Genomic DNA, 23,497 nt, shown 5'->3' on the forward strand with positions numbered 1-23,497 from the left:
ATGAGGTGCGAGTCAGCGGATTTCATACGGGCCCGCAGCGGCACGACCGCCTGCAACAAGGCCGGATATAGAGCTGCAGCCCATCCTGTCTGTCGGAACACACGAAAACTGTTGCAAACGGGACGCGTTCATATAGAGAATCATGTCGAATGCCGAACCGAAACGCGTGCGCGTGCCGTCGCCGATCGACAGGCAGGCGCTCGCGATCGACGTGCGCCGCGAGCTGGAGATGCCCGCGCGGCGCCTGTTCAACCGCCGGATCCTGACGCTCGGCGGCCTCGCGATGCTGAGCGGCTGCACGCTGTCGGACGACTCGTCGGTCGAGCATTTTCTCGAGAAGGTGTCGCGGATGAACGACCGCGTGCAGGCGTGGCTGTTCAGCGGCGCGCGGCTCGCGCCGACCTACACGGAAAGCGATCTGACGCGGCCGTTTCCGTTCAACGCGTACTACGGGATCGAAGACGTGCCGCACGTCGACGCGTCGACGTACCGGCTCGCGGTGTCGGGCCTCGTGACCGGCAAGCGGAGCTGGACGCTCGACGAGCTATATGCGTTGCCGCACGCGGAGCAGATCACGCGGCACATCTGCGTCGAAGGGTGGAGCGCGATCGGCCGCTGGGGCGGCACGCCGTTCGGCGCGTTCCTGCGGCGCGTCGGCGCGGACACGAGCGCGAAGTACGTCGGCTTCAAGTGCGCGGACGACTACTACGAGAGCATCGACATGCCGACCGCGCTGCATCCGCAGACGCTGCTCGCGTTCGAATACGACGGCCGGCGGCTGCCGCCCGAGTTCGGTTTCCCGATGAAGCTGCGGATGCCGACGAAGCTCGGCTACAAGAACCCGAAGCACATCATGGAGATGTTCGTGACGAACACGTATCCGGGCGGGTACTGGGTCGATCAGGGGTACAACTGGTTCGGCGGGTCGTGACGGGCAGGGTCCTGACAGGCGTCACGTCGATTCCGTTACACGCAATTCGACGTGCAGGCCGGCCGCCGCCGCCATGTTGACGAGGGCGTCGAGACCGAACAGATTGATCTTTCCGCGCATCAGATCGGACACGCGCGGCTGCGTGACGCCGAAGAGCACCGCGGCCTGCGCCTGACTCATCTCCATCCGCGTGATGTGATGCTTGAGCGCCATCATCAACTCGGAGCGCAGCTTCATGTTCTCGGCTTCGGCCGGCGTATCCTCGATTGCGTCCCAGACGCTCGAATAGCGTTGCTTGGTCATTGCCCCTGCTCCTTCAGTACGTCGCGGTAACGCTTGGCGGCCAGATCGATGTCGGCTTTGCTCGTCTTGGGCGATTTTTTCTGGAAGCAGTGAAGGACGTACACCACGTCAGCCAGTTTCGCCAGATAAATAATCCGGAACGCACCGCTGGCATCCCGGATGCGGATCTCGCGCACGCCGCGCCCAACCGTGTTCATCGGTTTCCAGTCGTCGGGCGCCTGGCCGCGCTGCACCTGATCGAGCTGGTGGCCCGCCTCGCGACGGGCAGCCAATGGAAAGGCGCGGAGATCATCGAGGGCGCTGCCACGGAATTCGACGGGCTTGAGATCGAGCATGTCGAGATTATACAAAATATTGTATGGGATGTGGTGCCTGCGTTTTCTGGCGGTCGACCGTGATCGACGGGGTGTGGCGACCGCTTCGAACAAGCACGACGCGCGGTTGAACAGGCCCGGCATGTCGCGCCGAAACATCACCCGCTATCCTTTCAGCCAACGCTCGCATTCCCTTTCGATTCCTTAATGCATAATGCCGTGCGTGCCCGACCGTAATGGTTGCACACGCATGCGCTTGCCGTTTGCGCGCTTTCATTCGCGCTTTTCATCCGCGCTTTTTCCGTTTCCGTCGCCGTTAGCCTCGTGATGCCGTTCCGCACGCTCCCGTCAGCCGCTTTGGTCCCGTTCTGGCCGCCCGCCGGTTTTTCCGGCGCTCTTCTCCGGGGCACGCGCCGCGCCGCGCGGGCATGACGATGACGCCGTCCGACCGTCGCCCCGATTCCCCCGCCCGCCATCCGTTCCGGTTTCCGCAAAGCCGCGGCGGGCGTGTCGCGCTCGCGCTCGCGTTCATCTACGTCGTCTGGGGTTCGACCTATCTCGGGCTGCACGTCGCGCTCGAGTCGTTCCCGCCGCTGCTGCTGTCCGGGCTGCGCAACCTGTTCGGCGGCATCGGCCTCGCGGCGTTCGCGCTGCGCCGCCGACAGCCCGTGTGGCCGACGATGGTCGAAGTGCGCAACGCGGCGATCGTCGGGACGATGCTCGTCGCGCTGTCGTCCGGGATGATCGCGCTCGGGATGCGCACCGTCAGCAGCGGCTCGGCCGCGGTGATGGTCGCGACCGTTCCGCTGTTCTCGACCGTGATTGCCGCGGTCGCCGGGCGCCCGGTCACCAAAGGCGAGTGGGCGGCCGTCGCGCTCGGGATGGTCGGCATCGTCGTGCTGAATTCGGGCGGCGCCGCGGTCACGCATTCGGTGCTCGGCACCATCGCGGTGCTCGTCGGCTCGCTGTTCTGGGCCGGCGGCGCGCATCTCGCGACGCGCCTCGCGCTGCCGTCCGACCTGTTCCTGTCGACCGCGCTGCAGATCGGGCTCGGCGGTTTGCTGTCGACGCTCGCGGCGGTCGTGCTCGGCGAGCGCATCGACCATCTCGCGGTGCTGCCGGTGATCGCGTCCGTCTATCTGATGCTGTTCTGCACGATGGCCGGCTACGTCGCGTACGGCTATCTGATTCGCCACACGAGCCCGATCATCTCGAGCAGTTGCATGTACGTGAATCCGATCGTCGCGGTCGCGCTCGGCGCGCTGCTGCTCGGCGAGCCGGTCACGATGTCGACCGTCGTCGCGACCGTCGCGATCCTCGGCAGCGTCGGGCTGTCGTTCGCGTTCGATCCGGCGCGTCGCGGTGGGTCGTAGCGGGTTGAGCCCGTCGTGGCGGTCGATGGCGGTCGGTAGCGGTCGGTAGCGGGCCGTAGCGGTTCGCGGTGGAGCACCCGCTCAGCCACGCGCGTGGCTGCCGCGGTGGAGCACCCGCTCAGCCACGCGCGTGGCTGCCGCGGTGGTGGGACCAGCCGGCGAGCGCGGCGAACAGCAGCCCGGCCGCGCACATCCCGTGCCAGCCGGCGATGCGCCACGCGGCGACGCCGACCGACGAGCCGAGCGCGCCGCCGATGAAATAACAGACCATGAACACCGTGTTCACGCGGCTGCGCGCGTCGGGCTTCAGCGCGTAGATTCGCGACTGGTTCGAGATCTGTGCGGTCTGCACGCCGACGTCGAGCACGATCACGCCGACGACGAGCCCGCCGAGGCTCGTACCCGACAGCACGAAGATCGCGAACGCGAGCGCGACGAGCGCGATCGCGATCGAGATGATCGTGCGCGGGCCGCGCCGGTCGGCGAAGCGTCCCGCATACGGCGCGGCGAGCGCGCCGGCCGCGCCGACGATCCCGAACAGCCCCGCCGCCTGCGGTCCGAGATGGAACGGCGCGCCGGCGAGCAGCAGCGTCAGCACCGGCCAGAACGCGCTGAACGCCGCGAAGATCGCGGCGCCCGTCGCGGATGCCTCGCGCAGCCCGCGCAGCTCCACCACGAGATGCCAGATCGATGCGAGCAGCTTGCCGTACGGCAGCGTCGACGTCGGCGTGCTGCGCGGCAGCCGCACCGCGACGAGGGCCGCGAGCGCGACGAGCGACGCGACCGACGCGCCGAACACCGCGCGCCAGCCGAAGTATTCGGCGACGAAGCCGGCCGCGGTGCGCGCGAGCAGGATACCCAGCAACAGGCCACTCATCACGGTGCCGACCGCGTGGCCGCGCTCGGCGGGCGGCGCGATCTCGGCCGCGAACGGCACCGCTTGCTGCGCGATCGTCGCGAGCACGCCGATCGCAAGGCTCGCGACCGCGAGCACGGCGAGCGACGATGCGCTCGCGGCCGCGATCAGCGCGACCGACAGGCCCGCGATCTGCAGCAGGATCAGCAGGCGCCGGTCGAAGCGGTCGCCGAGCGGCGCGAGCACGAGCATCCCGGTCGCGTAGCCGAGCTGCGTCGCGGTCGGCACCGCGCCGATCCACGATGCCTGCGACGGAAACGATGCGCGGAAGCTGTCGAGCAGCGGCTGGTTGTAGTAGATGTTCGCGACCGACACGCCCGCGATCGTCGCGAGCAGCAGCAACAGGCCGCGCGAATAATGGGTCGACGCGGCGTCGGGGGCGGGGCGATCGGCGCTCGGTGAGGCGGACATGGCGGCCGGTCAGTCGATCAGCGTGCCGTTCGGTTCGAAGAACGGATGCGGCCCCTCGAATTCGTCGACATACACGTGGTGCGACGCGAGCCCGTCTTCGCGCGTATAGCGATGCACGGCGAACGCGGGCGGCTCGAAGCGGAACGCGGCCGGCGCGTCTTCGCGCAGATCGAACGCGACCTGATGCGCGGGCGCCGGCACCGCCATCGCGATCGTGCCGCCGAAGCGCGTGAGCATCGTCCGGTGCACGTGGCCGCACAGCACGCGCTCGACGTTCGGATAGCGGCGCAGCAGCGCGTCGAGCTTCGCGGCGGCGTCGGGCGCGAGCCGCAGTGCGTCCATGTGGGCGATGCCGGACACGAACGGCGGATGATGGAGCGCGACGAGCACCGGGCGGTCGCGAGCCGCGTCGAGCTGCCCGGCGAGCCACGCGAGCCGCGCGTCGCACAGGTCGCCGGCGCTCGCGCCCGGCACCTGCGAATCGAGCGCGAGCACGCGCAGCGGGCCGAGATCGAGCGCGTACTGGACGAACTCGCCGTCCTGCAATTCCGCGCGATCGGCGAACACGCGGCGCAGCGCCGCGCGGTCGTCGTGATTGCCGATCAGCAGGTAGTACGGCATCTCGAGCGGCGCGAGCAGGTCGCGCAGATGCCGGTATTCGTCATCGTGCCCGAAATCGGTCAGGTCGCCGGTGATCAGCACAGCGTCCGGGCGCGGCGCGAGCGCGTTGAGCTTTGCGACGCAGCGCACGAGCGCCGACGCGGTATCGACGAACTGGTACGCGAGCTGGCCTTCGCGCTTGATGTGAAGATCGCTGATGTGGGCGAGCAGCATCGGAGGTTCCTCGGATCGGTCGGTTGTCGGTGATCGGTGCGTCGGCGGCGCGCTTCGCGGGCGCTCATGGTTGTCAGTTTGCCACTTCGCCGGCGCCGTGGGTTCGGCTGTCCATCATCTCGACCTGGATGTCCGCGGGTGGCGCGATCGTCGCGCCGTCGCGCACGCTGTGCGGCAGGATCAGCGCGGCATCGGCGGGCCGCGCGCCGTCGATCCGCTCGACGAGGCGCCGCCACGCGTGGCGGCCGATGTCGCGGTTCGGCGTCGCGACGCTCGCGAGCGACGGCGCGAGCAGCTCGCCGATCGCAAGGCCGTCGAAGCCGAGCACCGACAGGTCGCCCGGCACGGAGAAGCCCGCGCGTGCGAGCCCGCGCATCACGACCATCGCGAGCAGGTCGTTGCTGCAGAAGAGCGCGGTCGGACGCGTCGCGGCGGCGCTCAGGTGGGCCAGCACCGCGTCGGGCAGCTCGCGCGCGTTGAAGCCGACTTCGACGGGCGGCAGCGGCGCGAGCCCGGCTTCGTCGAGCGCCTGTGCGTAGCCGAGATGCCGCAGCCGCGCGCGGTCCGACGCCGCGAGCGAACCGGCGAGCATCCGCACGCGCCGGTGGCCGCGCGCGATCAGCGCGCATACACCGTCGTACGCGGCACGCCGGTTGTCGATCGACACCGACGGGCGATGCGGCGTGTCGTTGTGCATCAGCACGTAGCGCGGCCCGTCGCGGTCGAGCGCGTCGAGCGCGTCGAGGAGCGGATGCGCTTCGGCGTCGGCGACCGTCAGGATGAACGGCGCGAAAGCGCGTACGCGACGATCAGAGCGCGACGAACAGCACGCCGTGCGGATCCTGCAGCGCCGACGCGTTGCCGATGCTGGTCGCGACCGGCGTCAGATGGCCGGTCGTCGTGTCGAGCTTCATCACCTGACCTTGTCCCGCGCTGTACGCGTCGCCTGGATTGAACGGCGCATCGACGCGGTACGTCGTGTTGCTCGCGTCGGTGAACAGCATGAAGGTCTTGCCCTGCGGCCCCGGCGATGGTACCCAGCGCGTGTCGTCGACCGGATAGACCGGGCCGTCCTTGTCGTTGAACAGCGTCAGCGTCAGCACATTGACCGACTGGCTCGGGCCGGGGTTGTGGACGAACACGAGCTTGCCGTCAGCCTGGCTGTCGAGCACGAGATCGCCGGCGGTATCGATCGCTTCGGAATCGGGGTCTGTCAGGCTCAGCGTGACGGCCTGGTTGTAAGTCGGATTCGGCGAGCCGCCGACCGATGGCGTGATGTCAGTCGCCTGCGCGTTGCCCGCGAGTACCGGCGCGACGTCGAACGTCGTTCCGTTCGGATTGAGCGTCAGCGACACGATGGTCGGCGCGACGCCCGGCGTCGTCGGGTTCGACGCGCTCACGTAGAGCACGCCGTTGATCAACTGCATGTCGTCGAAGCCGCCGCCGTGTGCGGTCGGGTTGACGGTCGGCGTATAGGTCTTCTGCGTGCCGGACGCGAGATCGATGATCGTCAGCTCGGGATTGCCGTCCTCGTTGGCCATCGCCCATAGCGTATTCGTGTCGGTGCGCGCGAGCAGTCCATCGACGTGGCCCGGCACGGTGTACGACTTGAGCACGTTGGCGCTCAGGTCGTACTGCACGATGTCGTTGGTCAGCCCGGGCACGGAGCCGTCCTTGACGTCGCCGGCCTTCTGGTAGCCGATGAACACGGTGTCGTTGAACCGGACGATCGAGTCGGGCTTGTCGTTCGCCGTCGGCGCTTTCGCGAACACCGACAGCGAATAGCCGGCCGCGGTCGCGGTGTTCGGCACGGCGGCGGTGCTGTTCGGCGCGACGCCGGGCGTCGCGGACGGGCCGTCTCCGCCGCAGGCGGCGAGCGCGGCGGTCGCCGACAGCGCGATGAGAAAAAGCTTTCCGTTCATTAGGCTTCCTGATGGATTGGTATGAGTAATCTGGTATTTCCGGATGCCGATCGACGTTTATCGAGAAGCGACGCGAGCGTATTCTTGAAATATTTCGTAATCATGTCGCCTGGGAACGACGGCGCGAATTCCCGCGTTTTGCGAAGCGTAAAAAAAACCGACCGGCGCGAACCGGTCGGCAAACGAGTTCCGGCCTATACGAGGCGGTGCGGCCGGGACCCGGGCACAACCTAGTCGGTTTTTTCGGCGATCACGGTCAGGTGCGGGCGGCCCGGCAGGCCGCGCGCGGAATGCACGCGGAAGCCGCGGTCCGTCATCAATTGCCGGATTGCCGGGACCGAGAAGTACCAGAAGCGTCCGGGCGCTTCGAAGCGCCTGGCGTCGCTGCGCGCGCCGTGCGCGGTTGCGGCAGTCGCGCCGCGCGGCGCGACGAAATACACGCGACCGCGCGGCGCGAGGATCCGCCGGATCTCGTCGATGAATTCGCCCAGGTGCTGCACGCCATCGAGCACGTGAAAGCCCGCGATCAGGTCGAACTGCCGATCCGCGTAGCGACGGTCGAACAATGCGTCGTCCGGCTGCGCGGGCCGGTCCGGCAGCGGCTGAGCCCGGGTTGCGCCTGCGCGCTCGATATCGAAGTGGCCGGTGCGCTCGAGCGTGCCCGGCAGGCGGCCTCCGCTGTCGCCGATCACGAGGAGCCGACGCCGCCCTTGCGCGCAGCGGATGATCCCGCGCGCATGCCACCAGTCCCCGATCGCGCTCGATAGCCGCGCGGACGCGCGTCGTGCGTCGCCGTCGCCGGTGTCGTCGCCGGTGTCGGCGGTGTCAGCGGCGGTGGCCGGCCCGGTGTGCGCCGGGCGCAGCGTCGCGAGCGTGTCGCCGGACGGCACGAAGCGCGCGTACACGAATGCGCATTCGGGGCACCGGTCGAAATGCGTGCGGCCGCGCCGGAAGTACGGCACCGCCACGCACCCGCACACCGGGCACGACAGGTTCAGATAGGCATCGCCCGGGCGGCGGACGTGCTCGGTCAGCCGCATCGTCTGTTCCTGCATCGTGCGGTCTGCGTGCCGCGCGGCGCGATCGAGTGCGTATTCATGTCGATGGGACGGATAGGGGTTGAACGTGGCGTGCAACAGCGGGCGGCGGCGGGTGACGACAAAGCCGCATGCCGGTTGCGTCGCCGCTTCGGCATCGGCTCGGCGGCCGGAACCGCGCGGGCCCGCGACCGCGGTCAGCGTCCGCGCGGTGAGCGGGGCCGGTCGTCGACGGGCGTCATTCGGGGCCCGGGTCGGCGTCGGGCGGCGTCGCGCGCTCGTTCGACGCGGCGTCGTAGTGGGCCAGATGGCTGCGGAAGTCGAGCGTCGTGCGGACGTCCGGAATCGCTTCCGGATCGGCGAGCCGCACGTCGCCCGGCGCGATGCCGAAACGCGAGCGGAACGCGCGCACGAATTGCGTGGTGCTCGAGAATCCGCACGCGCGCGCGACCTCCGCGATCGGCCGCGCCTGCTCCGGATGGCGCGTGAGCGCCGCGTACGCGTGGTTCAGGCGCTTGTCGCGGATGATCTGCGCGACGCCGCCGTCGTCGGCGAGCGTCCGGTACAGATGCGCGCGCGAAATCCTGAAGCGGCGCACCAGCAGCTCGGGTGACAGTTCGGGTCGCGAGATGTTCGCGTCGATGAATTCGAGCACGCGCGCGCGCAGCGCGACGCCGAGCGCCGACGTCGCCTCGCGCGCGGCGGCGGCTTCTCCGGCGAGGCCGGCCGCCAGCAGCCGCACCGCGGCATCCTGCGCGGCGAACGATTCGCTGACGGACAATTGCCCGGACACGGTCATCAGGCTCTGCAGATAATCGACGACGAGGCGCGTCATCGGGCGATCGCCGCGGAGCACGAGGCCGTGCAGATTCCGGTTGCCGAGCGCCTTCTCGAGATGCATGCGCGGGACTGCGACCGTCAGCCGCGCGCCGGCGTCGGCTTCGCTTTCGTACGGCTGCGCGAGATCGACGACGCAGATGTCGCCCGGGCCCGCCGACACGCTGCGATCGCCGAAATTGCCGCGCAGCGTGCCGGCGACGATCATCTGCAGCAGATAGAAATCGAGGTCGCCCTGCACGATCACCCGGCGATTGCGCTGGTAGCGCTGCGCGTTGAACGTCGTCGCGCCGAGGACGAGCTCGCCGAGCGGGCGGGTCCGGATCGTGCCCTGCAGCGTTGCGTCCGCGTCGAGGGGGGCGAGCGTAGTGTCGCAGACCGGCCGCGTCACTTCTCGCCAGAAGTCATTGCGCTGTTCGGGTTCAACCGAGTCGGTGGAAATGAATAACTCCGTGTACTTCATGAAGCACTCTTGGTCTTTGCGTCTTGTGTTTTTTTTGCGATGCAGCCGGCGCGGATCGGGAACTGCACCCGTCGAATGTCGATCCCCGCGATGTATATGAAGGGCCGGATTCACTATACATGACGCGAGTCGCGCAGACGTTCCGTGAGACAAACTGGAAAAAGAAATGAGACGGCAGCGCGCGATATTTATGAGGAATAGGCGAATGCCGCTCCGGTGCGCGTCGAAATTACCGGATGTTGCTCGGATGTAAGGGAGTTTCGACCGCGAGAAAATCGCTTTAACAACGCGTTGTGCCCCGCCGCGCGGGCGATCGCGGAGTTGCGCGACCGAGCGCCGCGATGGGTCGGAGAAAACGATTGCGGAAATCGCAGAATCGTTTATTTGGATTGGAATCGATCGGTGTATTTTCGATTGACGATGATCGTGAAATATTCCTGGCGATTTATCCCGGATTAAGGATTGTAAAAGTTTTAATGCGCCGACGTATCCGGGGCGCGCCGGGTCATCGATTGGTGCGAGAGCGTGAATCCCGCGTGCGTGCGATGACGGCGCTCGCGCGGCGGGCAGGCCGTCGCGATGTCCGGCCCCGTGGAGCGGGGTGGTCGGATGGGAGACGGTCGGCGACAGTGGTAGAATTCGCGTCCGCCCTTGCCGGGGTGATGAAATTGGTAGACATAGCGGACTTGAATGATTGAGTGCCCGGCCGGAAACGGCCGGTGCAGAACCCTTCAAATTCGGTGAAACCCCTGACGCCCGCGCGTCGAGGCAACGCCGAGCCAAGCCCCGCGATGCGGCACGCGAAAGGTGGCGCCATGCGGGGAAGGTGTAGAGACTAGACGGGGGGCGCCTAAGGCGCGTGGGCGGCGGGATCGCTCGCGGGCTACGGCGAAGGCATAGTCCAGCGCACGAACGGCGCCGCACGCGCGACGCCGGCTTCGAAAGAGGTAGTGTGACGAAAATCCGCCGCCTTACGGCTTGCCGGTTCGAGTCCGGTCCCCGGCACCAGGAATGCTTCCGGCACGTTCCGACGAAGCCATGAAACCCGCTGATGCGTCAGGCTCAGCGTTTTTTTTGCGCCGCCGCCGCTCTCCGGCGCACACGCGCCGGCAACGCCGCGCTTCGCCCTCGCGCTTACTCGACGACGACGTCCGTGTGAATGACTTCCGGCGGCTGCTTGAAGAACGGACCGACGATCCGGCGCCATTCCTGGAAGTCTTCGGACTGCCGGAAGTGGACGAGGTGATCGTCGAGCGTGTCCCATTCGACTTCGAGGTGATAGCGGCCAGGATGCTCGATCACGCGATGCAGCTTCACGCCGCGGAACCCTTTCGCGCGGCTGAAGAGCGGAACCGCCCGCCGCACGCCCGCTTCGAAATCGGCCTCTTTGCCGGGGAGCACTTCGATCATTGCGAATTCATGAACCATGACGTCTCTCCTGAGAAAAAATGCGCGCCCAGCTTAGCGCATTTGCACGCATCCCATGCCGTCAGGCCCCCTCCACGCCACCGCACGCGTGAACGATGAGTTCGACCAGCGCCTGCATGCTGCCTTCCTTTTCCGCGGGGTCCACGCTGAACAGCTCCAGCACACCCGCCCCCCGCAGGCTGCTGAAGACCAGTACCGCAAAGCCCTGCGGATGCGGATGGCTTTGCTTCAGTTCGGGAAAGACATCCAGGAAGCGGGCGTAGAACGTCCGGTCCACGTCGCCGCGATGGGCGTCGATGCGCTCGAAGAGCGTGGGCGTGGACTTGCAGCCAAAGAACAGACTCCAGGCCGCCAGATAGTTGGGCGCGCCGAATATGTTGCCCCATGCCCGGCTGACGAACGCCTCGGCCCGCGCGCGCAGCGGCAAGGCCTTGTCCGGCCAGACGCTGCCCTGGTCGCTCAGCGGCTCCATGACTTCGTCGACGAGCCGCTCCATCAGCGCATCGCGGCTCTCGAAATAGTGCTGCAGCGCACCCATCGAGACGTTGGCGCCGCGGGCGATCGCCTGGAGCGTGGCGCTCTTGAATCCTTCCTCCCGCAGCAGGTGCAGCGCGGAGTCGATGATCTTGCGTTGCGTCGCTTCAACGCGTTCATTCTGGGGCGTGCGCACACGCCGCTGAGGGGCGGCCGTCGTCATGGCTGAAACTCCAAAGAATCAATAATAGTAAATGCTTTTTGTTTGCATGAGGCACCCGCTCGGTGGGTCGGAGGCAGAGGCGGGCGCGCGCTGAAGGCCGCGAGGAGCGTGATTGCGCCGCGCGCGCCGGGGCCGCTACCGCTTTTTGATCAGGGCTGTCAACAGGTGTAAACATCAAAACAATAATAAATTATTATTGTGTAAATTGCGCAGCGATGCACCCACCCGTGTCACCCACGCGCCACCCACGCATGCCCCTGATCCGGGGTGAGAGGAAACCCGACATGTCGCGCACCGTAGACCGCCTGCCCAATGATGACCGCACCAACGGCTGGAGCGCGTTGCTGGCGCCGCGCCAGCCGCGCGCGGCGCTGCAAGGCGACGTGGAAGCCGACTGGGTGATCGTCGGCGCGGGATACGCCGGGCTCGCCGCCGCGCGTCAATTGGCCGAGCGGCAGCCGGACGCGTCCATTGTGGTGGTCGAGGCGGGCGTGGTGGGGGAGAACGCGTCGGGCCGCAATTCCGGGTTTGCGATCGATCTGCCGCACAGCTCGTCGCCGTCGGACGCCGCCGTGGAGCAGGGGCGCAGCGTGATCCGCGTCAACCGCTTCGCGGTCGATGCGCTGGATCGGCTGGTGGCCGAGCACGGCATCGCGTGCGACTGGCAAAAGCGCGGGCGCTATCACGCGGCCGTCACCGATGCGGTGGCCGCCGCGTCGCTCGTGACCTACGCGCACAACCTCGATGCGTGGGGCGAGCCCTATGAATACCTGGGGCGCGCCGCGCTGCGCGAGCGCCTGGGTACGGACTACTACACGGCCGCGGTGTACACGCCGGGCACGCATTTGCTGAACCCGGCCGCGCTGGTGCGCGGCCTGGCCGACAGCCTGCCGCCGCAGGTGCGCCTGTTCGAGCACTCGCCGGTCGTCGAGGCGGAATTCAACGGCGCATCGCCGTATGTGCGCACCGCGCAGGGCCGCGTCCGGGCGCGCAAGCTGATCCTGACCGTCAATGCATTCTCGCAATCGTTCGGCGTGTACCAGGAGCGTCAGGTGCCGGTGCTGCTGTTCGTGAGTCTCACGCATCCGCTCACCGACGCGCAATTCGCGAGCCTCGGCACGGAAAACGTCTGGGGCGTGACGCCTGCGCACGGCGTGGCCGGTTCCACGCTGCGGTTGACCCGGGATCGGCGGCTGATGATCCGCCAGGGCTTCGAATATTCGCCGAGCCTGCGCACCAACGAAGCGCGGCGCGCGAAAGCGAAGGCGATGAATCTGGATCTGCTGCGCCGGCGCTTTCCGCAGTTGGGCGAGATCGGGCTCGAGCATTTCTGGATGGGCTGGCTCGCCGTGTCGCGGAACCACGCGCCCGCGTTCGGACGCATCGCCGACAACGCGTTCGCTGCGTCCTGCTGCAACGGGTCGGGCATCGTGCGCCACACCGCGGCCGGCATGCTGATCGCCGACCTGGCGCTGGGCCGCGACAACCCGCTGATCGACGACTTCCTGATCGAAGGCACGGCCAACACCATCCCGCCGCGCCCGGTGCGCGACATCGGCGTGGGGCTCACGCTGATGTGGGACATGTGGCGCGGCCGCGCCGAGCAATGATCCAGGCCCTGGCCCACGAGGCGGGCTGCCCCATCCATCCACTATCCATTGGAGGAGACATACCGATGAAAACCACTTCCGGGCATCTCGAGCGCAAGCTCAAGAACCGCCACATCCAGCTGATCGCCCTTGGCGGCACGATCGGCACGGGCCTGTTCCTGGGCTCGGCCGGGATCATCGAACTCGCCGGGCCGGGTGTGCTGCTCGGTTATGCGATCGGTGGCCTGATCATCTTCCTCATCATGCGTTTCCTCGGCGAGATGCTGGTCGAGGAGCCCACCGCCGGCTCGTTCAGCTACTTCGCGAATCGCTACCTGTCCCGGTTCGCGGGCTTTCTGTCGGGCTGGAATTGCGTGGCGCTGTACGTGCTCGTGGGCATGCTCGAACTGACGGCCTGCGGCAAGTTCGTCCAGTTCTGGTGGCCCGGGATTCCGACCTGGGCGACGGCGGCCGTGCTGTTCGTGCTGATCAATGCGGTGAACTTCATCGACGTGAAAGCGTACGGCGAATTCGAGTTCTGGTTCGCGCTGATCAAGATCGTGGCCGTGATCGCGATGATCATCACGGGCATCTATCTGCTGTCGACCACCCACAATCCGACGCAAACGGTCAGCAATCTGTGGGCGCACGGCGGTTTCCTGCCGCACGGCGTGTCGGGGCTGGTGATGGCGTTCGCGTTCATCATGTTCGCGTTCGGCGGGGTCGAGATGCTGGGCTTCGCGGCCGCCGAAACGGATCATCCGCGCACGGTGATTCCGAAGGCGATCAATCAGCTCGTGGTTCGCGTGCTGCTGTTCTACGTGGGCTCGATGGCGGTGCTGCTGTCGCTCACGCCGTGGAGCGATCTGGTCGCGCACCTGAAGGCCGGCGGCGGCACTTACAGCGGCAGCCCGTTCGTGCTCGTGTTCGCCGGCATCGGCGCGCACATGGCCGCCAACGTGCTGAACTTCGTGATCCTGACGGCCACGCTGTCGGTCTACAACAGCATGGTCTACAGCAGCAGCCGTCTGCTGTACGGCATGGCGACCGAAGGCAACGCGCCGAAGTCGCTGATGGAAGTCAACAAGCGCGGCGTGCCGGTGCGGGCCATCGTCTACCCGGGCATCTTCACCGCGTTGTGCATCGTGCTGAACTATGTCGCGCCGGCCGGCGTGATCGAGCTGCTGATGTCGCTCATCGTCGCGGCGCTGGTGATCACCTGGGTCATCATCATCCTGACGCACCTGAAGTATCGCCAGGTGCAGGACGCGAAGGGCACCAGCCTGAGCTTCCGCGCGCCGTTCTCGCCGCTGTCCAACTACCTGTGCCTGGCTGCGATGGTGCTGGTGGTGGTCGTGATGCTGCTGACGCCGGATATCCGCAGCTCGGCGCTGGCCATCCCGGTGTGGATCGTGGTGGTCTACGCGGCGTATCGGGCGGTTTTTCGGCAGCCGGCCCAGCGTGTCTCGGACGCACTTTGACGTGAACCCATTTGCAGACTTCTTCGAGGCAACCCGGATGACTTCCACCCCTACCTTCTATCCCGGGAACGGCGCGGTGCCGTTCTCTTCCGCGGTTCGCGCCGGCGGCTTCCTGATGCTGTCCGGCCAGATTCCGTTCGACGACGAGATGCGCCCGTTGACCGGCCCCATCGACGCGCAGACGCACGCGGTGATGAAAAGCATCGCGAACACGCTGCGGGCGCTCGGCAGCTCGCTGGACGACGTGGTCAAGGTCAACATCTGGCTGAGTGACCTCGCGCATTTCGCGGCGTTCAACGACGTGTATCGCAGCTACTTCAACGAAGGGCGCTACCCGGTGCGGAGTCTGGTGCAGGCGCAACTGGTCTTCGGCGTCGGCGTGGAGATCGAGGTTCAGGCGATCGACAGGGCGTCGGTCTGATCGGAGGAAAGCGTGGGCCAGACCATGAGCTTCGTCGAATCGCGGGTGACCGGCAACATCGTATTATTTCCGTGTTCGTCCGTGGCCGAGTCGGTCACCGGCATCCCGTTGCCGGTCGAAGGCGGCGGGACGGTTCGTTGAAGGAGTGCACCATGACGCGTTTGCTCAACGGTTCCGCCGCCCGGCTCTCAGAGGGTGACGGCAGCAAGGTCGTCCCCGCCGCCGATGCCGTGCGCCTGATCCGGCCGGGCGACACGGTCGCGACGGGCGGCTTCGTCGGGATCGGCTTCCCGGAGGCGGTGGCCGTCGCATTGGAGACCCTGTATCTCGATCCGCACGTGCCGGCCGAGGAGAAGCCCGGCGGACTCACGCTGCTGTATGCGGCCGGTCAGGGCGACGGCAAGCAACAAGGGCTGAATCACTTCGGTCACGCCGGCCTCGTCAGGCGCGCGATCGGCGGGCACTGGGGCCTGGTGCCCAAGCTGCAGAAACTCGCGATCGACAATCAGATCGAGGCGTACAACCTGCCGCAGGGTGTGATCGCGCACCTGTTCCGCGACATCGCCGCCGGCAAGCCGGGGCATCTGAGCCGGATTGGTCTCGGCACGTTCGTCGATCCTCGTCATGGTGGCGGCAAGCTCAATGCGCGCACCACCGAGGATCTGGTGTCGCTGATGCACGTGCGTGGCGACGAGTATCTGTTCTACCCGACGCTGCCGATCGACGTGGCCATCGTGCGCGGTACCACGGCCGATCCTGACGGCAACATCACGATGGAGCGCGAGGCGCTGACGCTGGAAATGCTGTCGATCGCGATGGCGGCGCGCAATAGCGGCGGGCTGGTGATCGTCCAGGTGGAGCGGCTGGCCGCGCGCGGCTCGCTCAATCCCAGGCAGGTCAAGATTCCCGGCATTCTCGTCGACTGCGTCGTGCTGGCGCCGGCTGAACTGCACCAGCAGACGTTCGCGACGCACTACAGCGCGGCCTATGCGGGTGAACTGCGCGTGCCCGACGACAGCGCGCAGCCGATGGCGCTGGACCTGCGCAAGGTGATCGCGCGCCGCGCCGCGATGGAGTTGCGCGCCGGCAGCGTCGTCAATCTGGGCATCGGGATGCCGGAGGGCGTGGCGGCGGTGGCGGCCGAGGAAAAGATGGCCGATCTGTTCACGCTGACGGCCGAGCCCGGCGTGATCGGCGGCATCCCGGCCGGCGGGCTGAATTTCGGCGCGGCCCTGAACCCGCAGGCCATCATCGATCAGCCTTACCAGTTCGACTTTTACGATGGCGGCGGGCTGGACGTGGCGGTGCTCGGCCTCGCGCAGGTCGACGCCGAAGGCAGCGTGAACGTGTCGAAGTTCGGGCCGCGGCTGGCGGGGGCGGGCGGGTTCATCAACATCAGCCAGAGCGCGAAGAAGGTCGTTTTCGCCGGCACTTTTCTGAGCGGCGCGTGCGAGATCGCCGTCACGGCCGATGGCTTGCGTATCGCGCGCGACGCGCGCACCTCGAAGTTCGTCGCCGAAGTGGAGCACCGGACCTTCTCGGGCCGTCACGCCGCCGCGCAGCGCAAGGAGGTGTTGTACGTCACCGAGCGATGCGTGTTCGAACTGCGCGACGACGGTCTGGTGCTGACCGAGATCGCGCCCGGTGTGGAGCTGGAGCGCGACGTGCTCGCGCACATGGCGTTCCGGCCGCGCATCGACGGCCCGCGGCTGATGGACGCGCGCATCTTCCGCGACGAGCCGATGAACCTGCGCAAGCGCCTCGTCGGCTTGCCGTTCGACGCACGATTTGCGTACGACGCCGCGAAGAACGTGCTCTACCTGAACTTCGAGCACTTCGAGATCAAGACGCCGCAGATCATCGACGCCATCCGCGCGAAGGTCGACGCGATTTGCGAGCCGATCGTATCGCGGGGCCAGCGTGTGCAGGTCGTCGTCAACTACGAAGGCTTCGTGCTGGATCGCGATCTGGAAGATTGCTACGCCGAGATGGTGCGCGAGTGTGTCGAGCGCTACTACTCGGGCGTGACGCGGTTCACGGCGAGCGCGTTCATGCGGGCCAAGCTGGGTGAAGCGCTGTCGCGCCGCAAGCTCGCGCCGTACATATTCGAGAGCGAGGCGGAAGCGATCGCGAGTCTGGCTGCGATGCGGGCCGCGAGCACGCGCGGAAGCCAAAATTAATTGTGCATCATTCTGAATACTGACTTTTAAGAGGACCCACCATGACAGATCTTTTCGACAATCCGATGGGCTTGTGCGGCTTCGAGTTCGTGGAATTCGCATCGCCCCAGTCCAATGTGCTGGAACCGCTCTTCGAAAAGCTCGGCTTCACCGAGGTCGCGCGCCATCGCTCCAAGGATGTGTCGCTGTACCGCCAGGGCGACATCAACTTCATCGTCAACCGCGAACCCCGCAGCCAGGCGGCTTACTTCACGGCCGAGCATGGTCCGTCGGCCTGCGGTCTGGCGTTTCGCGTGAAGGATTCGCACAAGGCCTACCAGCGCGCGCTGGAACTGGGCGCGCAGCCGGTCGAGATTCCCACCGGCCCGATGGAACTGCGCCTGCCCGCGATCAAGGGCATCGGCGGCGCGCCGCTGTATCTGATCGACCGTTTCGAGGATGGCAAGTCGATCTATGACATCGATTTCGAATTCCTGCCGGGCGTCGACCGCCATCCGAAGGGTCATGGCTTCAAGATCGTCGACCACCTGACGCACAACGTCTATCGCGGCCGCATGGGATTCTGGGCCGGCTTCTACGAGAAGCTGTTCAACTTCCGCGAGATCCGCTACTTCGACATCAAGGGCGAATACACGGGGCTCACGTCGAAGGCGATGACGGCGCCGGACGGCAAGATCCGCATCCCGCTGAACGAAGAGGCCAAGCAAGGCGGCGGTCAGATCGAGGAATTCCTGATGCAGTTCAACGGCGAGGGCATCCAGCACATCGCGCTGCTGGCGGATGACATTTTCGATGCCGTCGATCGCCTGCAGATGGCGGGCGTGCCGGTGATGACCGCGCCGAACACGTTCTATTACGACGGAATCGAGGCGAGGCTGCCGGGGCATGGCGAGAACATCGCGGAGCTGCAAAGTCGCGGCATCCTGCTCGACGGCTCGACGCAGGACGGCAGCAAACGACTGCTGCTGCAGATCTTCTCGCAACCGCTGCTCGGGCCGGTGTTCTTCGAGTTCATCCAGCGCAAGGGCGACGAGGGGTTCGGCGAAGGCAACTTCAAGGCGCTGTTCGAGTCGCTGGAGCGCGATCAGATCCAGCGCGGCGCGCTCGAAACCCCGAAGGTGTGACGCCGGCGGAACCCGACGCGGGTTCAATGAAGGACGCCCCGCCGCGCATCGGATGATGCGCGGCGGGGCGTCCGAACGTCAGCGCACGTGAGCGTACGCTAGCGTACGTCAGCACCCGTCACAGCACCTGGCTGCGTAGCGTCTTCGCGGCGGCGACCATGTTCGTCAGCGCCGGCAGCACTTCCGCCCACTGGCGCGTCTTCAGCCCGCAGTCCGGGTTCACCCACAGACGTTCCGCCGGAATCCGCTCCGCCGCCTTCTTCATCAGCTCGACGATATGCGCCTCGCTCGGGATGTTCGGCGAGTGAATGTCATACACGCCCGGCCCGATCTCGTTCGGATACTTGAAGCTGTCGAATGCATCGAGCAGCTCCATGTCCGAGCGCGACGTCTCGATCGTGATCACGTCCGCATCCATGCCGGCGATCGACGCGATGATGTCGTTGAACTCCGAATAGCACATGTGCGTGTGGATCTGCGTTTCGTCCCGCACGCCGTTCGCGGTGATGCGGAACGACTCGACCGCCCAGTCCAGATAGGCGTTCCACTGCGAGCGGCGCAATGGCAGGCCTTCGCGCAGCGCCGCCTCGTCGATCTGGATCACGCGGATGCCAGCCTGCTCGAGGTCGAGCACTTCGTCGCGGATCGCGAGCGCGAGCTGATGGCACGACACCGAGCGCGGCTGGTCGTCGCGCACGAACGACCAGTTCAGAATCGTCACCGGCCCGGTCAGCATCCCCTTCATCGGCTTGTCGGTCAGCGATTGCGCGTACCGGATCCACTCGACGGTCATCGCCTTCGGGCGGCTGATGTCGCCGAACAGGATCGGCGGCTTCACGCAGCGCGAGCCGTACGACTGCACCCAGCCGAACTGGCTGAACGCGTAGCCGTCGAGCTGCTCGCCGAAGTACTCGACCATGTCGTTGCGTTCGGCTTCGCCGTGCACCAGCACGTCGAGATTCAGCGTTTCCTGCTCGCGGACGCTGCGTGCGATCTCCGCGTGCATCGCTGCCTGGTAGCCGGCTTCGTTCAGCTCGCCGGCCTTGAACTGGCTGCGTGCGTGGCGGATGTCGGCCGTCTGCGGAAACGAGCCGATCGTCGTGGTCGGGAACGCGGGCAGCTTCAGCCGTGCGGCCTGCTTCGGCGCACGCACGTCGTACGGGCTCTGGCGCTGGCCGAGCGCGGCGGTGATGCGTTCCACCGCGGCCTTGACGACCGGATTGTGCACGCGCGGCGACGCGCGGCGGCTGTCGATCGCGGCCGCATCGGCCGCCAGTGCATCGGCAACCGACGCGCGGCCATGATTGAGCGCGCACGCGAGCACCTTCAGCTCGTCGAGCTTCTGCAGCGCGAAGGCGAGCCACGAGCGAATCTCCGGATCGAGCTTCTGCTCGCTCGACAGATCGACCGGCACATGCAGCAGCGAGCACGACGGCGCGATCCACAGACGCTCGCCGAGCTGCCTCGCGAGCGGCTCGAGCCAGTCGAGCGTGGCGCCCAGGTCCGTCTTCCAGATGTTGCGGCCGTTGATCGCGCCCACCGACAGCACGCGGTTCACCGGCAGTTCGCGAATCAGCGCGCCGATTTCGTCGCGTGCGTTGATCGCGTCGATGTGCAGGCCGTCGACGGGCAGCGAGCACGCGAGCGTCAGGTTGTCCTGAAGCTGGCCGAAGTACGTCGCGAGCAGCAGCTTGATCCGGCGCGTCTCGAGCGCCGCATAGGCGGTCCTGAACGCCTGGCGCCATTCGGCGTCGAGCTCGGTGACGAGGATCGGCTCGTCGATCTGCACCCATTCGACGCCCTGCGCGGTCAGCGTGTCGAGCAGCGCGCCGTACACGGGCAGCAGCTTCGGCAGCAGCGCGAGGCGATCCGAATCGTCCTTCGCCTTGCCGAGCCACAGGTACGTGACGGGGCCGACGATCACGGGTTTGGCGTTCACGCCCTGCGTTTGCGCTTGCGCCAGTTGCTGGAGCAGGCGCGACGGGTCGAGCGAGAAGTTCGTGTCCGCGTGGAATTCCGGCACGATGTAGTGATAGTTCGTGTCGAACCATTTCGTCATTTCGCCGGCCGCGACGCCGCCGCAGCATGCCGCATGGTCTTCCGCCGACTGGGTCGAGCGGCCGCGCGCGACACGGAAATAGTTGTCGAGCGTGTCGCCGTGGAAGCCCTGCACGCGCTTCGGCAGGTTGCCGAGCGTGAAGCTCATGTCGAGCACCTGGTCGTAGAACGAGAAGTCGCCGATCGGCGCCAGATCGAGATCGCGCTGGTCGGCCCAGTGACGCTCGCGCAGTTGCGCGCCCAGCGCCTTCAGCTCGTCGCGCGACGACTGGCCCTTCCAGTAGTTTTCGAGGGCGAACTTCAGTTCGCGTTTCGCGCCGATGCGCGGGAAGCCGAGGTTGTGTGTCGTGACCATGAGTGCTGCCGTTCAAGAGGTTTGAAAGATCCGGCAGCAATGATAGGATTTTCACTTCATGAAATAAAATGGCTTTATTTCATTGATCCATTAGATTTCTTCATGATCTATTTTCACGAGCGCCCGCCATGCTAGAACGGTTTCATCTCGTCCTCATCCGCGAAGTGGAGCGTCAGGGGTCGTTGACGGCGGCGGCCAACGAACTGCATCTGACGCAATCGGCGCTCAGCCATACGGTCAAGAAGCTCGAGCAGCAACTCGGCACGCCGGTCTGGGATCGCGATGGGCGCTCGCTGCGGCTCACGCAGGCGGGGCAGTACCTGCTCGCGCTCGCCGGCCGGTTGCTGCCGCAGTTCGAGCATGCGGAGGCGCGGATGAAGCAGTACGCGAACGGCGAGCGCGGCACGCTGCGCATCGGGATGGAGTGCCATCCGTGCTACCAGTGGCTGCTGAAGGTGGTGTCGCCGTATCTGTCCCGCTGGCCGGACGTCGACGTGGACGTCAAGCAGCGCTTCCAGTTCGGCGGCATCGGCGCGCTGTTCGGCTACGACGTCGACGTGCTCGTCACGCCGGATCCGCTGAATCGGCCCGGGCTGCGCTTCGAGCCGGTGTTCGACTACGAGCAGGTGCTGGTCGTCGCCGACGGGCATCGGCTGGCGGGCGCGCGTTACGTGACACCGGAGCAGCTCGCGGACGAAACGCTGATCACGTACCCGGTCGAAACCGACCGGCTGGACATCTACAACCAGTTCCTGACACCGGCGGGCGTCGTGCCGAAGCGGCACAAGACGATCGAGACGACCGACATCATGCTGCAGATGGTCGCGAGCGGGCGCGGCGTGGCCGCGCTGCCGAAATGGCTCGCCGACGAATACGCGGACCGGATACCGGTGGAGCCGGTCAAGCTCGGCAAGGGGGGGATCGCGAAGCAGATTTTCCTCGGCGTCCGGGAGGCGGACGCGTCGATCGATTACCTGAGCGCGTTCGTCGAGCTTGCGCGCGAATCGACGGGGAACGCGGTCAGAATGCTTCGATAGGCGCGCATTGCCGATGCGATCCTATCGCCCGCCCGGCGCCGCCATCAATCCCGGCGCGAGCAGATAGAACCCGACGCCGATCACGACGAGATACAGCAGCAGCACGAACGTCCACCCCATGTTGTGGCGGATCACGTCGCCTTCGTTGCGCACGAAACGGCTGGTCGACACGCCGACGCTCGCGGTCTGCGGCGCGACCGGCTTGCCGACTTCGGCGCCGACCGAATTCAGCGACGGCAGCAGCAGCGTCGGGACGCCGAGCAGGCGCCCGACCGTGACCTGGAAGAAGCCGAACATCGCGTTGGTCGACGTGTTGCTGCCGGACAGCGCGACGCCGATCCAGCCGAGGATCGGTGCGACGACGATGTACGCGATGCCGATCTTCGAGAAGCCCTCGGCGAGCGACGCGGCCATCCCCGAGAAGTTGAAGATGAACGCGAGGCCGAAGATGAAGATGCCGACGAGCATCGCCCCCCACATCTGATGCCACGTGCGGCGGAACGCTTCCACGTACTGCGCGGGCTTCATCCCGAGCAGCACGGTGATGACGAGCCACGACGCGAGAATCGCCGAGCCGCCGACGAATGGCGAGAACGAGAACGCGGCGGCGACCTTCGCGCCCGCGTGGATCGACGAGCCCGCGTCGACGCCGAACTTGAACCAGACGACGCGCGGCAGCGGCGACCACGGGCCCGTCCACAGCACGACGACCGCGATCAGGATCAGGAACGGCAGCCACGCGCGGAACAGCTGCGTGCGGGTGAGCCCGTGCGATTCGCTGCCGGCCACGGCGAGCGACGTCTCGATCGGCTGGCCGCCGTAACCGAGCACGCGCTTCGGGCGCCAGAACCGCAGCAGCACGAGTAGCGCGGCGAAGCAGACGATCGAGCCGGTGACGTCGGGCAGGTACGGCCCGAGAAACACCGCGACCGGATATTGCCCGGCGATGTACGCGAGCGAGCCAACCACCGCGAGCGGCCAGCCGTCGCGCAGGCCGGTGCGTCCGGAGACCAGATAGATCAGGATCCACGGCGGCAGCAGCGCGAGCACCGCGACGATGTGCGCGACCGACGCGGACAGCGACATCAGCGGCAGGCCGGTCACCGCTGCGAGCGCAACGATCGGCACGCCGAGCGCGCCGTACGACACCGGCGCGTTGTTCGCGATCGCCGCGACGCGGATCGCGTCGAGATCGGGAATGCCGAGCCCGATCAGGATCGGCGCGACGAACGCCCACGGATAGCCGAAGCCGACGAGCCCTTCCAGCAGCGCGCCGAACGCCCACGCGAACAGGATCGTCTGCACGCGGACGTCCGCGGTGCCGAGGCTCGTCAGCCAGCGCCGGAACTGGTCGAACGTGCCGGTGAGCACCAGCGAGTTGAACAGCATCACGCCCCAGAACGTGATCCAGTCGACGGACCAGATGCCGGTCATCGCACCGTACAGATAGGCGCGCAGACCGGTGGCGACCGGCATCCGCCAGACCGCGGCCGCGAGGAGGAACGTGACGATCGCGCCGGCCAGCACGGAGAGCCATGCGGACAGCCGGAACACCGCGAGCAGCACGAGGAGGACGATGACGGGGATGAGCGCGAGCAGCCACGAAACGAACAGGTTGCCGGCGGGATCGAGGATCTGCTGGAACATGGATCAGACTCCTCCCTGTTCTTTTTGAGTAACAGGAGATGTGCGATCGAAAACGGGTATATGCGATGAATTTTAGGAAAAATGCCCGGCGAAACAAAGGGTTGGGATACCCGATGCGGGGCGCCCGCGCCCCGGCCCA

Annotated in this window: 18 protein-coding genes and 2 pseudogenes; 8 read left to right on the forward strand and 12 right to left on the reverse strand. The window is 66.6% G+C overall.

What is annotated here, in order from left to right:
• Positions 1 to 142: 142 nt before the first annotated feature.
• Complete coding sequence (locus tag HZI36_RS13675; RefSeq protein ID WP_179403184.1) at positions 143 to 931, forward strand: molybdopterin-dependent oxidoreductase; 789 nt, start codon at positions 143 to 145, stop codon at positions 929 to 931.
• A gap of 21 nt (positions 932 to 952) precedes the next feature.
• Here the strand turns inward: HZI36_RS13675 and HZI36_RS13680 are convergent, their stop codons facing one another.
• Positions 953 to 1,234 carry a helix-turn-helix domain-containing protein gene (locus HZI36_RS13680; RefSeq protein WP_179403185.1) on the reverse strand — a complete coding sequence of 94 codons (282 nt, stop codon included), beginning with the start codon at positions 1,232 to 1,234 and terminating at the stop codon, positions 953 to 955.
• On the reverse strand, positions 1,231 to 1,584 hold the full coding sequence (locus tag HZI36_RS13685) for a type II toxin-antitoxin system RelE/ParE family toxin (RefSeq protein WP_246327078.1): 354 nt from the start codon (positions 1,582 to 1,584) through the stop codon (positions 1,231 to 1,233). The genes HZI36_RS13680 and HZI36_RS13685 overlap by 4 nt, the downstream gene beginning before the upstream one ends.
• A gap of 398 nt (positions 1,585 to 1,982) precedes the next feature.
• On the opposite strand from HZI36_RS13685, the pseudogene HZI36_RS13690 reads away from it, so the two are divergent.
• Positions 1,983 to 2,909, forward strand: a pseudogene (locus tag HZI36_RS13690) (EamA family transporter); the annotation flags it as partial.
• 130 nt (positions 2,910 to 3,039) lie between these two features.
• Here HZI36_RS13690 and HZI36_RS13695 read toward each other — a convergent pair.
• The 8 genes and pseudogenes from HZI36_RS13695 to HZI36_RS13730 form a co-directional block, all read right to left on the reverse strand.
• The gene (locus HZI36_RS13695; protein ID WP_179403186.1) at positions 3,040 to 4,248 is read right to left on the reverse strand and encodes an MFS transporter; all 1,209 of its coding nucleotides are present in this window, start codon (positions 4,246 to 4,248) and stop codon (positions 3,040 to 3,042) included.
• A 9-nt stretch (positions 4,249 to 4,257) separates the two neighbouring features.
• Complete coding sequence (locus HZI36_RS13700; RefSeq protein ID WP_179403187.1) at positions 4,258 to 5,082, reverse strand: phosphodiesterase; 825 nt, start codon at positions 5,080 to 5,082, stop codon at positions 4,258 to 4,260.
• 73 nt (positions 5,083 to 5,155) lie between these two features.
• Positions 5,156 to 5,863 (reverse strand): annotated as a pseudogene (locus HZI36_RS13705) (substrate-binding domain-containing protein); the annotation flags it as partial.
• 28 nt (positions 5,864 to 5,891) lie between these two features.
• Positions 5,892 to 7,004 (reverse strand): hypothetical protein, encoded by a 1,113-nt coding sequence (locus tag HZI36_RS13710; protein ID WP_179403188.1) that lies wholly within the window; start codon positions 7,002 to 7,004, stop codon positions 5,892 to 5,894.
• Between the two features lie 230 nt (positions 7,005 to 7,234).
• Positions 7,235 to 8,059, reverse strand: coding sequence for a methyltransferase domain-containing protein (locus HZI36_RS13715; RefSeq protein WP_179403189.1), 825 nt, complete (start codon positions 8,057 to 8,059; stop codon positions 7,235 to 7,237).
• Between the two features lie 220 nt (positions 8,060 to 8,279).
• Complete coding sequence (locus HZI36_RS13720; protein WP_179403190.1) at positions 8,280 to 9,341, reverse strand: AraC-like ligand-binding domain-containing protein; 1,062 nt, start codon at positions 9,339 to 9,341, stop codon at positions 8,280 to 8,282.
• Positions 9,342 to 10,475: 1,134 nt separating this feature from the next.
• Entirely contained in the window at positions 10,476 to 10,769 is a 294-nt protein-coding gene (locus HZI36_RS13725) for an antibiotic biosynthesis monooxygenase family protein (RefSeq protein WP_179403191.1), read from the reverse strand.
• Between the two features lie 61 nt (positions 10,770 to 10,830).
• On the reverse strand, positions 10,831 to 11,466 hold the full coding sequence (locus tag HZI36_RS13730) for a TetR/AcrR family transcriptional regulator (protein ID WP_179403192.1): 636 nt from the start codon (positions 11,464 to 11,466) through the stop codon (positions 10,831 to 10,833).
• Between the two features lie 284 nt (positions 11,467 to 11,750).
• Between HZI36_RS13730 and HZI36_RS13735 the strand changes: the two genes are divergently transcribed.
• From HZI36_RS13735 to hppD, 5 genes are all read left to right on the forward strand, one after another.
• On the forward strand, positions 11,751 to 13,076 hold the full coding sequence (locus tag HZI36_RS13735) for an NAD(P)/FAD-dependent oxidoreductase (RefSeq protein WP_179403193.1): 1,326 nt from the start codon (positions 11,751 to 11,753) through the stop codon (positions 13,074 to 13,076).
• 65 nt (positions 13,077 to 13,141) lie between these two features.
• Positions 13,142 to 14,536 (forward strand): amino acid permease, encoded by a 1,395-nt coding sequence (locus HZI36_RS13740; protein ID WP_218883904.1) that lies wholly within the window; start codon positions 13,142 to 13,144, stop codon positions 14,534 to 14,536.
• Between the two features lie 37 nt (positions 14,537 to 14,573).
• The gene (locus tag HZI36_RS13745) at positions 14,574 to 14,957 is read left to right on the forward strand and encodes a RidA family protein (RefSeq protein WP_179403194.1); all 384 of its coding nucleotides are present in this window, start codon (positions 14,574 to 14,576) and stop codon (positions 14,955 to 14,957) included.
• Positions 14,958 to 15,109: 152 nt separating this feature from the next.
• Positions 15,110 to 17,137 carry an acyl CoA:acetate/3-ketoacid CoA transferase gene (locus tag HZI36_RS13750; RefSeq protein ID WP_179403195.1) on the forward strand — a complete coding sequence of 676 codons (2,028 nt, stop codon included), beginning with the start codon at positions 15,110 to 15,112 and terminating at the stop codon, positions 17,135 to 17,137.
• 41 nt (positions 17,138 to 17,178) lie between these two features.
• Positions 17,179 to 18,261, forward strand: a complete 1,083-nt coding sequence (gene hppD, locus HZI36_RS13755) for a 4-hydroxyphenylpyruvate dioxygenase (protein ID WP_179403196.1) — start codon at positions 17,179 to 17,181, stop codon at positions 18,259 to 18,261.
• Positions 18,262 to 18,379: 118 nt separating this feature from the next.
• Here hppD and metE read toward each other — a convergent pair whose 3' ends face one another.
• Positions 18,380 to 20,674: a 5-methyltetrahydropteroyltriglutamate--homocysteine S-methyltransferase gene (gene metE, locus HZI36_RS13760; RefSeq protein WP_179403197.1), complete on the reverse strand. Its 2,295-nt coding sequence runs from the start codon at positions 20,672 to 20,674 to the stop codon at positions 18,380 to 18,382.
• A 128-nt stretch (positions 20,675 to 20,802) separates the two neighbouring features.
• Between metE and HZI36_RS13765 the strand changes: the two genes are divergently transcribed.
• Entirely contained in the window at positions 20,803 to 21,711 is a 909-nt protein-coding gene (locus HZI36_RS13765; RefSeq protein ID WP_179403198.1) for a LysR substrate-binding domain-containing protein, read from the forward strand.
• A 21-nt stretch (positions 21,712 to 21,732) separates the two neighbouring features.
• Here HZI36_RS13765 and HZI36_RS13770 read toward each other — a convergent pair whose 3' ends face one another.
• Positions 21,733 to 23,358 (reverse strand): L-lactate permease, encoded by a 1,626-nt coding sequence (locus tag HZI36_RS13770; RefSeq protein ID WP_179403199.1) that lies wholly within the window; start codon positions 23,356 to 23,358, stop codon positions 21,733 to 21,735.
• Positions 23,359 to 23,497: the final 139 nt, after the last annotated feature.

Source organism: Burkholderia guangdongensis (assembly GCF_013403875.1).
Classification (GTDB): domain Bacteria; phylum Pseudomonadota; class Gammaproteobacteria; order Burkholderiales; family Burkholderiaceae; genus Burkholderia; species Burkholderia guangdongensis.

What these genes read in the sequence shown, in the direction of transcription:
- HZI36_RS13675 (WP_179403184.1), top strand. Translation starts at nt 143, where the DNA reads ATGTCGAATGCCGAACCGAAACGCGTGCGCGTGCCGTCGCCGATCGAC.
- HZI36_RS13680 (WP_179403185.1), bottom strand. Translation starts at nt 1,234, where the DNA reads ATGACCAAGCAACGCTATTCGAGCGTCTGGGACGCAATCGAGGATACG.
- HZI36_RS13695 (WP_179403186.1), bottom strand. Translation starts at nt 4,248, where the DNA reads ATGTCCGCCTCACCGAGCGCCGATCGCCCCGCCCCCGACGCCGCGTCG.
- HZI36_RS13700 (WP_179403187.1), bottom strand. Translation starts at nt 5,082, where the DNA reads ATGCTGCTCGCCCACATCAGCGATCTTCACATCAAGCGCGAAGGCCAG.
- HZI36_RS13710 (WP_179403188.1), bottom strand. Translation starts at nt 7,004, where the DNA reads ATGAACGGAAAGCTTTTTCTCATCGCGCTGTCGGCGACCGCCGCGCTC.
- HZI36_RS13715 (WP_179403189.1), bottom strand. Translation starts at nt 8,059, where the DNA reads ATGCAGGAACAGACGATGCGGCTGACCGAGCACGTCCGCCGCCCGGGC.
- HZI36_RS13720 (WP_179403190.1), bottom strand. Translation starts at nt 9,341, where the DNA reads ATGAAGTACACGGAGTTATTCATTTCCACCGACTCGGTTGAACCCGAA.
- HZI36_RS13725 (WP_179403191.1), bottom strand. Translation starts at nt 10,769, where the DNA reads ATGGTTCATGAATTCGCAATGATCGAAGTGCTCCCCGGCAAAGAGGCC.
- HZI36_RS13730 (WP_179403192.1), bottom strand. Translation starts at nt 11,466, where the DNA reads ATGACGACGGCCGCCCCTCAGCGGCGTGTGCGCACGCCCCAGAATGAA.
- HZI36_RS13735 (WP_179403193.1), top strand. Translation starts at nt 11,751, where the DNA reads ATGTCGCGCACCGTAGACCGCCTGCCCAATGATGACCGCACCAACGGC.
- HZI36_RS13740 (WP_218883904.1), top strand. Translation starts at nt 13,142, where the DNA reads ATGAAAACCACTTCCGGGCATCTCGAGCGCAAGCTCAAGAACCGCCAC.
- HZI36_RS13745 (WP_179403194.1), top strand. Translation starts at nt 14,574, where the DNA reads ATGACTTCCACCCCTACCTTCTATCCCGGGAACGGCGCGGTGCCGTTC.
- HZI36_RS13750 (WP_179403195.1), top strand. Translation starts at nt 15,110, where the DNA reads ATGACGCGTTTGCTCAACGGTTCCGCCGCCCGGCTCTCAGAGGGTGAC.
- hppD (WP_179403196.1), top strand. Translation starts at nt 17,179, where the DNA reads ATGACAGATCTTTTCGACAATCCGATGGGCTTGTGCGGCTTCGAGTTC.
- metE (WP_179403197.1), bottom strand. Translation starts at nt 20,674, where the DNA reads ATGGTCACGACACACAACCTCGGCTTCCCGCGCATCGGCGCGAAACGC.
- HZI36_RS13765 (WP_179403198.1), top strand. Translation starts at nt 20,803, where the DNA reads ATGCTAGAACGGTTTCATCTCGTCCTCATCCGCGAAGTGGAGCGTCAG.
- HZI36_RS13770 (WP_179403199.1), bottom strand. Translation starts at nt 23,358, where the DNA reads ATGTTCCAGCAGATCCTCGATCCCGCCGGCAACCTGTTCGTTTCGTGG.